We start from the raw sequence: 7,706 nt of genomic DNA, 5'->3' as shown, positions 1-7,706 counted from the left end.
CTTGCGCATTCCAATTTGACCCTGTGGAAGGGCAGCAAGTCGGTGACCTGCAGCGATGCCAATGCCAACTACATCCATTCGGGTGTACGCGAATTCGGCATGACCGCGATCAGCAACGGACTGGCGCTGCACGGCGGCTTCATCCCGTATGACGCGACCTTTCTGGTGTTCTCGGACTACGCCCGCAACGCGGTGCGGATGAGCGCATTGATGGGGATTCGCGCCATCCACGTCTATACCCATGACTCGATTGGCTTGGGCGAAGACGGCCCCACCCACCAGCCGGTGGAGCACGTGGCGTCCTTGCGCTACATCCCGAACAACGATGTCTGGCGACCGTGCGATGCGGTGGAATCGGCGGTGGCATGGAAGTGCGCCATCGACCGCACCCACGGCCCCAGCTGCCTGATCTTCAGCCGCCAAAACCTGCCACACCAGGCACGCGATGCCGCGCAGTTGGCGCATGTCGCACGCGGCGGGTATGTGCTGAAAGACAGCGCGGGTGCGCCGGAGATCATCCTGCTCGCCACCGGTAGCGAAGTGGGTCTGGCGATGCAAGCAGCGGCGCAATTGGGGGATGGCGTGCGCGTGGTGTCGATGCCGTGCGTGGAAGTGTTCGAGCGTCAGGACGCGGCCTATCGCGAAGCGGTGCTGCCCAAGGCCTGCCGCAAGCGCGTGGCCATCGAAGCCGGCGTGACGGGATTCTGGGGCAAGTACGTTGGCTTGGATGGTGCGGTGATCGGCATCGACAGCTTTGGTGCCAGCGCACCGGCGGAAAAATTGTTCCCGCATTTCGGGATCACGGTGGAACGCTTGATCGAAGTCAGCAACGCGCTGTGAAACCGGGCGTAGTCTTGTCACTGCGATGATCTTGCGTTCGACCCGCTTTCAGCATTGGATGGCCCGCCTGGCACTGGCAGCCATCTTGTTGCTGTCAGTGATGCCAAGCGTCAGCCGTTGGCTGGAAAGTACCGCGCCACGTCTTCCTGACGCGGTGCTGGCGATGTGTACCGTGGATGGGTTGGCGATGCAGCCGGCCAGCCTGCTGGGCGATGCGGGCAAACCACCCGCACCGACCGGCGCGATGCCGGACGATTGCGGCTACTGCCCACTGCTGGCATCGCTGACGCCGCTGTTGCTGGCGGTGGTCATGCTGCTGCCGCCATTGCGGTGCGTGCTATTGCCCACGTGGGCGCAGCCCGCATTGTGTGCTGTGCCGCTGCTGCGCGGTCTGGGTGCGCGAGGGCCGCCGATCCTGCTCTGAATCACGACGCATTCCTGCGAGGCATCGCCTCGCCCTCTTGTGATCTGGAGCCATCATGTCTTCCTCATGTTTCGCGACGGCACGGCCGTCGCGCTGCGCGCTTGCCTGTGCGCTTTCCATCTGCTTGTTCCCCGTCCTCGCCTGTGCCAATGGCGTGGATGGGACCGCCAAGAATCTCGATCGCGTGGTGGTCATCGGCACACCCACGCAAGCGCTGACCTTCGAAACCGACCCCAAGCTGCCGCGCCAACCGGTGCCGGCCAGTGATGGTGCCGACTACCTCAAAACCATTCCCGGCTTTTCCGCCGTACGCAATGGCGGCAGCAATGGCGACCCGGTGCTGCGCGGCATGTTCGGTTCGCGCCTCAACCTGCTGAGCAACGACGGCGGCATGCCCGGCGCTTGCCCGGCGCGGATGGACAACCCGTTGTCCTATGTCGCCCCGGAAACCTACGACAGCCTGACCGTGATCAAAGGCCCGCAAACGGTGTTGTGGGGGCCGGGAGCATCGGCGGGCACGGTGCGCTTTCAGCGTGAAACCCCGCGCTTCGACGAACCCGGGCTGCGTGCACAAGCCAGTGTGCTGGGCGGCAGTTTTGGTCGGAATGATCAGCTGTTCGATATCACTGCCGGTGCACCCACGGGCTATGCGCGGGTGAGCGCCAATCGCTCGCAAGCGGGCGACTATGCCGATGGCAACGGTGCGCGCGTGCCGTCTGCATGGAAGAAATGGAATACCGATGCGGCGCTGGGTTGGACACCGGATGCAGACACATTGCTGGAAGTCTCCGCCGGGATTGGCAATGGCCAGGCGCGCTATGCCGGTCGCGGCATGGATGGTGCGCAGTTTCGCCGCGATAGCCTGGGCCTGCGCTTTGAAAAAGCGTTCGGCGGCATGCTGCGCAAGCTCACCGCCAGCGCCTATCGCAACGACGCCGATCATGTGATGGATAACTACACGCTGCGCGATCCCAACCCGATGAGCACGATGCCGATGCCGATGGCGGCGAATGTGGAGCGGGTCACCAGCGGTGGACGCATCGCTGCGGATTGGGAATGGCATAGCTTCGCGCTGACGGCAGGTGTCGATGCACAGCGCAGTCAGCATCGTTCGCGCAGCGCGATGGGGCGGGGGATGTATGCCGCCAAACCGTGGGCGCAGGACGCACTGATGCGCAATCTTGGCGTGTTTGCCGAGGGCAACTGGACCTTGGCAGCGGGGCAGCACGTGATTGCGGGCGCGCGCATGGATCGGGCAGACGTGGTCGATCAGCGCAGCACTGCCGGGATGATGGGCATGCCCAATTCCACCTTCGGGCAGGCCCGTCGTGACACATTACCCAGCGGTTTCGTCCGCTATCAGCGCGACATTGCCGGCAGCGGTTTGGGTTGGTACGCGGGTGTGGGGCATGTGCAGCGCATGCCGGATTACTGGGAACTGTTTTCACCCAACAACGGGCCACTGGGCGCGCCGAACGCGTTTGCCGGTGTGCAGCCGGAAAAAACCACGCAACTGGATGTTGGTGCGCAGTGGCATGGCAAACGCAGCAATGCATGGGTGTCTGCGTATGCCGGGCGCATCCAGGACTACATCCTGTTCCGCTACATGAGTGGCGGCATGATGGGGATGACCAGCATCGCCTCCAATATCGATGCGCGCATCCACGGCTTCGAGGCGGGTGGCGAGCTGCGTCCGGGCAAGGACTGGACGCTGGCAGGCAACGTGGCGTGGGCATGGGGCGCGAATATGGGTGCGCAAATCCCCTTGCCGCAGATGACACCGCTGGAAGGCCGTTTCAGCGCGGCATGGGACAACGGCCAGTGGAGTGCAGGGGTGTTGCTGCGCGCGGTGGCGGCGCAGTCACGGGTCAGTTTGAATCAAGGCAATGTGACGGGTCGTGATCTTGGCCCCAGCGCAGGCTTTGCCACGCTGGCGCTGAACGCGGGCTATCGTCTCAATGCGCGGATGCAACTGACGACCGGCATCGATAATCTGTTCAATCGCACTTACAGCGAACATCTGAATCTGGCGGGCAGTGCGGATTTTGGCTATCCGGCGCTGCCGGTGCGCATCCATGAGCCGGGCCGCAACCTGTGGCTGAAACTCAACCTCGCGTTGTAATGCAGGCACACTGACGTCAAGCACCGCAGCGGTGCACGGCATCGCTGCGCTGCGTTCGGAGAACACAGATGATGAAAACAATCGTGACGGGATTGCTGGTGCTGCTGCTGTCCTTGGCGGTATCGGCGGCGGATAAACGCGAAGTGCGGGTGGTCGATGCCTGGGCGCGTGCGGTACCGGTGGTTGCCCCGGTGGCTGGCGGCTTCTTTACCGTGGTCAACACGGGCAACGCGGAGGACCGCCTGCTGCGCGTGGAAAGCCCGATTGCCAAGCGCATCGAAATTCACGAAATGCGCAACGATGGCGGGGTGATGCGCATGCGCCAGATTACCGATGGGCTGATCGTACCTGCGCATGGGCAGCTGGAATTCAAACCCGGCAGCTATCACCTGATGTTGATTGGGCCAACACGAGCGCTGATCGAGGGTGATCATTTTGAGGCAGCGCTGGTGTTTCAACGCGCCGGCAAGGTGAAGGTGACATTTGCCGTGCGCGGGATCGGGGCCGGCGGCTAGCCACAGCGGTTTCACTGCAGCTTGGCACTTGCAATGGATTGTGGCTCGGATCCCGACGAACGGCGCTTGACTTTGTTGTTTACATTCGTAATCTAAAGAAAATTACGGGTGTAAACGATGCAAATCAGCGAAGCCGAATCGGTGGTGATGGATGTGCTCTGGCGGCAGCACCCGCTGGGTGCGGATGAGGTGGCGGCCGCGCTTGCCAGCCAGCAAGATTGGCAAGAGGCCACCATCAAGACCTTGCTCAATCGTCTGCTCAACAAGGGCGCGATCAGTGCGCAGAAAGAAGGGCGGCGCTATTTGTATTCGCCATTACTCAAGCGCGAAGACTGGGTGCTGAAGGAAAGTCGCGGCTTGCTGGATCGCTTGTTCGATGGCCGAGTTGCGCCGCTGGTGGCGCATTTTTCGCAGCATCAAGAATTGAGCCGCAACGACATTGCCGAACTGCGCAAGTTGATCGAGGGCCTTGACGATGCCCAGCACTGAACTTTTGGCGGGGTTGTTGCAAGCCACTTTGGCGGGTAGTGCCGCCATTGTCATGGTGCTGGCCCTGCGTCGCCCACTGCGACGTGCGTTTGGGGTGGGTGTGGCGTATGCCGCGTGGTTGTTGGTACCTGCCGCGTTGCTGGCTAGCGTGCTGCCGGCACCGGTGGCGCAGTTGGCACCAGCACCATTGGCGCAGGTGTTGGTGATGCCGGCGCAATGGATGGTGGTACGTGCGGCCCCCGCTGTTGCGTGGTTGGATTGGCGCTGGGGTTTGGTTGCGATGTGGTCACTGGGTGCGGTTGCGTGTGGGCTGTGGATGTGGCGCGTGCAGTCCAGGTTCCGCCGTAGTGTGACGCCACTGGTGCCGCACGCAGGTGTATGGCGCTCGCAGGCCGCCCGTGCGGGGCTGCCGGCCACATTGGGCTTGTGGCGACCACAAGTGGTGTTGCCGGCGGATTTCGACACCCGTTTCAATGCCGAACAGCGTGCGCTGGTGCTGGCGCACGAGCAGGCCCACATCGCACGCGGGGACTTGCGCAGCAACTTTGTTGCGGCAGTGCTGCGCTGCCTGTTTTGGTTCAACCCGTTATTTCACATCGCGGTCTTGCGCATGCGCAACGACCAAGAGCTGGCCTGCGATGCCGACGTGCTCGCCCGCCAACCGCATGCCCGTCGTTGCTATGGCGATGCGTTGTTGCAAGTTCAGTTGGTGATGCAAGCATCGCCGCTGGGCTGCCATTTTGGCTTTGGCCACCCACTCAAGGAGAGAATCGCAATGCTTGCAAAACCTGTTTCCACAACACAGCGCTGGCTGGGTCGCAGCGTACTGACATGCCTGTTGCTGGGCGGTGGCTATGCGGCTTGGGCGGCGCAGCCGGCTGTACCGTCGGTAGTTGTTCCGGCGGATGGTATCGCTGCCGATGTCGTACTGCGGGTAGATGAGAATGCCCCGAAGGTGTTGCACGTGGTGAGCAAAGTAGGCAAGCCGTTCTCATTGGAAACGGATGCCGATGGCAGACGCTTCGTCATTGTTGGCACCGTGACCCGGGTCAAGCATCAAGGTAAGCCCGCATTGGCGCTGGTGCTGCGCATTGATGAAGATGGCAAACAGGTTGCAGAGCCAAAGTTAATCGCTCTGAACGGCAAGCCAGCGGCTATCCAGATTGGTTCTGTAGCTGTCGCGGAAAATGAAGGCAAGGCGTTCAAGGGGTTGCGGCTGGATGTCACATTGAATGATTTGGCGGCGAAGGAGTTACCCGTCAAGAGCGCATACGCAGCGTCAATTGTCCCCGCATCGAAAGTGAAGCAGTTACAGTCCGGGCAGATAGATGCCGTCTCACGCACTGCAAATCCGCCGCAATATCCGAAAGATGCGTTGCAAAAAAACATCGGCGGAACCGTTGTGCTGGTTGTTGATATTGCCGCCAACGGCAGCGTCACTGGACTGAAGGTCGAACGCACATCCGGCAATGCGCAGCTGGATGCCGCCACTCTTGAAGCCGCACAGAAGTGGCGGTTCAAACCGGCGATGAAGAATGGAAAAGCGATTGCCGGCAAGGTGCGGGTGCCGGTTGAGTTTCGGCCGGATGGTGCGTCAGCGGCCACCCGAGTCAAGCCCACCCGCCCTACTGCAATCGCTGTTGTGTTTTCGGCCAGCACCGGCTTGGCTGGCTACGACGCGATGCTGGCATCTTTGCGTGGCAGCTGGGCCACCGGGCCGCAGGAACAAGGCTGCTGAGTTGCGTCCCACTTGCGCGTCATCTTCGCCTTCGCGGGATGATGCGCAAGCTTCAGTGCAGCGTTATTGGCCCAGTGTCTGGTTCAGCAAATTCGCCAGCCTCTCGGCGGCCACATGTACGCGCGCTTCGGCCAATGGGCGCATTTGATCGAGATAGGTGTGATCCATCTTGTGCTGATCCTCGGGTGGATAAATGCCCTTGGCATCGATCAATGTGCAGGACTCCTCGGCCCAATTCAGCGGGGTGCCGGTGGCCGCAGAGGCAGGATCCCACGCTTGTTTGTCCAGCAGCTTGGCGTAATCCAGCAGTTTCAATTTGCGGCTGGCGAGAATGTAGTAATCCCACACCGAATGCAGATTGGTGCCCATCACGCCATCGACATAACTTTTTTGCGCGTAGGCTTCGGGTGCGATGGGGGTGCGCAAGCTGATCTGGAACCGGTTGCCGCCACTGTCGGTACGGTTGCCGGCATGCATGGGCTGGTGTTCATCACCGACCAGATGCACCACAAATTTCAGTGCATCCCGGCGTGCTTCCAGTGGTTGGCTGCGGTCGCCCAAGATGGCCAGTTGTTTGTTGATCGCGCCCACCACGCAATTGCCGTCGGGGCAGTCACGGGCAAGGTCGAAATCGCAGCCGCCGCCTTTGGCATTGATGTAGTGCCAGCGTTGGGTTTCTTTGAAGCGCGGCGGGTCGTCGTTGCGCAGATCATCGGCCCAGCTGGCCACGCCAGCCAAACTGGGGTTGGGCTCACCAGCCAGCAATTTGGCCACTTCGGCGCGGGCTTTGGGGTTCAGGTGGCGCTGCGCCAACTCGCCCACCAAGGCATGGCCCAACGCACCCCAAGCCCAGGCCGCGGTGACGGGCAACACGCATAGCAGGCAGATCACAAAGCAAGAACGCAGGATTCTGGACATGGGTCAAGCCGGCAGAGTGGGGAAAGGCTAAAATGATAAGCCCCCGCGTCAGGTTCGGCGCATCTTCCCTCAGGAGTTTTCCCGCAATGGCAATCAAGGTCGGTATCAACGGCTTCGGCCGCATCGGGCGCTGCGTGTTCCGCGCGGCCGTGCAGAACTTTGGCGACGACATCGAAATCGTCGGCATCAACGACCTGCTGGAGCCGGATTATCTGGCCTACATGCTCAAACACGACTCGGTGCATGGCCGCTTTCAGGGCGATGTGGCGGTGGAAGACGGCGCGCTGGTGGTGAACGGCAAGCGTATTCGCCTGACTGCCGAGCGTGACCCGGCCAACTTGAAATGGGATGCCGTGGGTGCCGACGTGGTGATCGAGTCCACCGGCCTGTTCCTGTCGGCCGATACTGCGCAGAAGCATGTGGATGCTGGTGCCAAGAAAGTGCTGCTGTCGGCCCCATCCAAAGACGCCACGCCGATGTTTGTGTACGGTGTGAACCATGCCAAATACGCCGGCGAGGCGATCATCTCCAACGCTTCGTGCACCACCAATTGCCTGGCCCCGATCGCCAAGGTGCTGAACGATAAGTGGGGTATCAAGCGCGGTCTGATGACCACCGTGCATGCCGCCACCGCCACCCAGAAAACCGTGGACGGCCCGT

At 61.7% G+C, this 7,706-nt stretch carries 8 protein-coding genes; 7 read left to right on the top strand and 1 reads right to left on the bottom strand.

Features of this window, described 5'->3' with window-relative positions:
* The 6 genes from PK789_RS07675 to PK789_RS07650 all read left to right on the top strand — a co-directional run.
* The coding region (locus PK789_RS07675; RefSeq protein ID WP_324308187.1) for a transketolase-like TK C-terminal-containing protein at positions 1-840 on the top strand (840 nt) is incomplete at its 5' end.
* Between the two features lie 25 nt (positions 841-865).
* On the top strand, positions 866-1,264 hold the full coding sequence (locus tag PK789_RS07670) for a DUF2946 family protein (protein WP_324308186.1): 399 nt from the start codon (positions 866-868) through the stop codon (positions 1,262-1,264).
* Between the two features lie 55 nt (positions 1,265-1,319).
* Entirely contained in the window at positions 1,320-3,386 is a 2,067-nt protein-coding gene (locus PK789_RS07665; protein WP_324308185.1) for a TonB-dependent copper receptor, read from the top strand.
* A gap of 68 nt (positions 3,387-3,454) precedes the next feature.
* Positions 3,455-3,901: a copper chaperone PCu(A)C gene (locus PK789_RS07660; RefSeq protein WP_324308184.1), complete on the top strand. Its 447-nt coding sequence runs from the start codon at positions 3,455-3,457 to the stop codon at positions 3,899-3,901.
* A 117-nt stretch (positions 3,902-4,018) separates the two neighbouring features.
* A complete protein-coding gene (locus PK789_RS07655; RefSeq protein ID WP_223629188.1) occupies positions 4,019-4,390 on the top strand; it encodes a BlaI/MecI/CopY family transcriptional regulator in 372 nt (123 codons plus the stop codon).
* Positions 4,377-6,128, top strand: coding sequence for a TonB family protein (locus tag PK789_RS07650; protein WP_324308183.1), 1,752 nt, complete (start codon positions 4,377-4,379; stop codon positions 6,126-6,128). Before PK789_RS07655 ends, PK789_RS07650 begins: the two co-directional genes overlap by 14 nt.
* A gap of 63 nt (positions 6,129-6,191) precedes the next feature.
* Here PK789_RS07650 and PK789_RS07645 read toward each other — a convergent pair whose 3' ends face one another.
* Positions 6,192-7,046, bottom strand: coding sequence for a S1/P1 nuclease (locus tag PK789_RS07645; RefSeq protein WP_324308182.1), 855 nt, complete (start codon positions 7,044-7,046; stop codon positions 6,192-6,194).
* Positions 7,047-7,132: 86 nt separating this feature from the next.
* On the opposite strand from PK789_RS07645, the gene PK789_RS07640 reads away from it, so the two are divergent.
* The coding region (locus PK789_RS07640) for a type I glyceraldehyde-3-phosphate dehydrogenase (RefSeq protein WP_324308181.1) at positions 7,133-7,706 on the top strand (574 nt) is incomplete at its 3' end.

It is taken from the genome of Thermomonas sp. (assembly GCF_035369645.1).
Classification (GTDB): Bacteria; Pseudomonadota; Gammaproteobacteria; order Xanthomonadales; family Xanthomonadaceae; genus Thermomonas.
This window is presented reverse-complemented; position numbering and strand designations above follow the sequence as displayed.

What these genes read in the sequence shown, in the direction of transcription:
- PK789_RS07670 (WP_324308186.1), top strand. Translation starts at nt 866, where the DNA reads ATGATCTTGCGTTCGACCCGCTTTCAGCATTGGATGGCCCGCCTGGCA.
- PK789_RS07665 (WP_324308185.1), top strand. Translation starts at nt 1,320, where the DNA reads ATGTCTTCCTCATGTTTCGCGACGGCACGGCCGTCGCGCTGCGCGCTT.
- PK789_RS07660 (WP_324308184.1), top strand. Translation starts at nt 3,455, where the DNA reads ATGATGAAAACAATCGTGACGGGATTGCTGGTGCTGCTGCTGTCCTTG.
- PK789_RS07655 (WP_223629188.1), top strand. Translation starts at nt 4,019, where the DNA reads ATGCAAATCAGCGAAGCCGAATCGGTGGTGATGGATGTGCTCTGGCGG.
- PK789_RS07650 (WP_324308183.1), top strand. Translation starts at nt 4,377, where the DNA reads ATGCCCAGCACTGAACTTTTGGCGGGGTTGTTGCAAGCCACTTTGGCG.
- PK789_RS07645 (WP_324308182.1), bottom strand. Translation starts at nt 7,046, where the DNA reads ATGTCCAGAATCCTGCGTTCTTGCTTTGTGATCTGCCTGCTATGCGTG.